The following is a 2,176-nucleotide window of genomic DNA, read 5'->3' as shown; positions in this document are numbered from 1 at the left end:
AAGAACCCTTGTCGCAGAACGGTTCCGCCGAGGGTTCTTTTTCCGGAGTATGCAGCTTTTTATACATCCTTGATAAACCAACGTTTTTTCAGTAAGCGATTAGTGAAAGAATGAATAAAAAGTGCACCTTTTATTCATATGTTAAGCTACGATAAAGTATAAATAAAAAAATTACCACTGTATTCAATTTACATAGTCCAAGTATAATTAGAGAGATAGAAGAAAGAAGGGATTATGTGTTCAAAAATAAAATGAATCAGTTGTTTGAAGACCAAAAGAGTGTTCATGTACTGTATTCCTATAACGAGTCAGAGAGTTATATAAAACAAGCCGTAAATTATATCCAGGATGGAATTTTTGCGGGAGATTGCATTGTTATTATTGAAAATGACCGTTTATATCCTTTCATTCATAACGAACTAAAAACACTATTGACCACAGATCAAATGAAAATGATAAACCGTATTAACAATTTCGATTTCTATTATTCAAGTGGTAGTTATCATCCCCCTGCAATTCTCGATTACTTTAATAAAACTGTACAGCCTTACCTAGAAAAAGGAATTTCTTTTCGATCATGGGCACATGTAGAATGGAGTAGTATGGAAGATCCTCTGCATCTAATCGAAGATTTTGAAAAGATAGTGGATAGCGCTGTGAATCAATTATCCTTCCCATTAATTTGTGCGTATAAAAGTGAAAGAATGCCAAAATACCTTAGGAATATTTTGATGGAAACACACCCTTATGTTCTTGTAGAAGATGATTTAATCCTCTCTGAACAATATCCATCATCGACTGATATGAAATAAAATAAAAGAACACTGAGTATAATTGCTTAAGCGTTTTTTATTTCTCTTTTTAGAGCTACCACTCCTTTAATTCTATAACGGAAAAATATAGTTTTTATGGAAAAAAGATGATACTATTAATTTGCAGCTATCTTTTCGATAATTGTTATACGTTCGAACCCTGTAAAAAAGCTATCTCATTTCTATGCAAAGCCAATGCCCATAGAATGAGATGGCTTTTTTGTGTATATAAAACTATTTATTTTGCTAAGAGCTTTTAAAAAATAGTTTGTATAAAAAAGGAGAAACCTCATGTTAAATAGATACGAACTCCTATTATTCAACAGAGAACTATTATTTTTAGTAGAACAACACTCTACCTGTACTGATTCTAGTTTGAAGGAGATTCTGTTGACTCAAATTGCTCTTATGCTTGCTGTTCTTAGCTAAATTTTATATCACTATCTTTCAATTTCCTGATCTTGTCTTTTATTTCGTTTTTGAATTCCACCAACATGTTGAAAGAATGAAATTTGCTTCATCTTCTCAACATGCTTATCAATCCAATTCAATGCTTTTTCCTTCCAAGCTTTTAATGTCTTATTTTCTTTTCGTAATTCATTAACCTCGTGATTCACTTTATCAAGCTCTTCTTTTGGTACATAATTCTCTATATAATCAATGTTCATTTTTGTTAAGCTATTATTCACTTCATTTGCCTCTACAAGCTCTTTTTTCGTTTTCTCATGTTTCTGCTTCTCAACCATTAAATCATCGCTCAGAGAGCTTATATGAGCTTCATATTGCTTCTCTAGCTCTCTCTTAACCTCATCTTTGACCTTTTCTTTTTGTTCAGCTGAAAAATCACGGACGAGCTTCTGGCGCATTTGTTTCTTAGCCTTCTCCACTTCGCCATCTTGATGCGTCACGTATATCTGCAATTCTTGCTTAGTCTCGCTCAAATCATGCTTTAATGCTTTATTCTCTTTCTCATAACGATCCACTTCGTGACTCAACGCATGCGTACGCTCATGCTCGGCCGCCAATGTTTGCTGCAGCTCTTTGGTAAGACTAATAAGCTCATGAAAATCTGATTCTTCCACCTTTACTTTGGAACCCATGACTGTCTTGGCCGCCTCCAGTTCAATAGGTTGGCTGCATAGTTCTTCAATTCGCTTATCACTACGTATCTCTACAATATCTGTTTCTTTCATTTGTCGAACCATGTCGATTCTTTTAATCTCTTTTTCCTTATGAGCTACTTGCTGTTCCAATTGCTTTAGCTCTTTTTCTCGTTCTTGTTTCTTAAATTCATGAACACTTTTATGCTGCAGCTCGCTCGGCTCGCCACGCTCAATGTCATAGCCACGTTTGTTCATGTAGTT

Annotated in this window: 2 protein-coding genes; one reads left to right on the top strand and one right to left on the bottom strand. The window is 34.4% G+C overall.

The genetic code is table 11. The annotated features are described in order from the left end of the window. Window positions 1-236 precede the first annotated feature (236 nt). Window positions 237-812, top strand: coding sequence for an MEDS domain-containing protein (locus ACFX4W_RS00430; protein ID WP_377558888.1), 576 nt, complete (start codon window positions 237-239; stop codon window positions 810-812). Between the two features lie 440 nt (window positions 813-1,252). Here ACFX4W_RS00430 and ACFX4W_RS00425 read toward each other — a convergent pair. Further along, window positions 1,253-2,176, bottom strand: a 924-nt coding sequence (locus ACFX4W_RS00425; protein WP_377558886.1) for a V-type ATP synthase subunit I domain-containing protein, incomplete at its 5' end; no start/stop codon positions are given.

Origin of the sequence: Priestia sp. YIM B13489 (assembly GCF_042787645.1) — a bacterium.
GTDB classification, from domain to species: domain Bacteria; phylum Bacillota; class Bacilli; order Bacillales; family Bacillaceae_H; genus Priestia; species Priestia megaterium.
The sequence above is the reverse complement of the archived record's forward strand: the minus strand, read 5'-3'. Positions and strand labels throughout refer to the sequence as shown.